The organism is Bombella dulcis, assembly GCF_026385505.1.
In the GTDB taxonomy this organism is placed as follows: Bacteria; Pseudomonadota; Alphaproteobacteria; order Acetobacterales; family Acetobacteraceae; genus Bombella; species Bombella dulcis.
In genome coordinates this window covers 1-319 of sequence record NZ_JANIDV010000025.1, presented here as the reverse complement: position 1 = coordinate 319, position 319 = coordinate 1, and the positions used below count along the sequence as shown (strand labels likewise).

The following is a 319-nucleotide window of genomic DNA, read 5'->3' as shown; positions in this document are numbered from 1 at the left end:
GGACACGTTCAACTCCCTGCCGGTTCTGGAACATCATGCCGAGACCAGCGCAAACGCCCATCCACGGGAGCTGACGGTGGGGGCGACGATGGATAACGCCCGGTTTGAGTCCCCCTATCTGAAGGTCGGAATGGTCATTTTCGATGGCTCCACAATCCAGCGCATCCAGAGCGGCGCACAGAGGGAACTCTCCTGCGGGTACGCCTACGACGCCGACATGACGCCGGGGACATACGAAGGGAAGCCCTATGACGGGCGCATGACCAACATCCGGGGCAATCACGTTGCTCTGGTTGATAGAGGGCGGGCCGGACCGGAC

The 319-nt window shown here is 61.8% G+C and carries 1 protein-coding gene; it reads left to right on the top strand.

Features of this window, described 5'->3' with window-relative positions:
* Window positions 1-319, top strand: a 319-nt coding sequence (locus NQF87_RS08765; RefSeq protein ID WP_266128025.1) for a DUF2213 domain-containing protein, incomplete at both ends; no start/stop codon positions are given.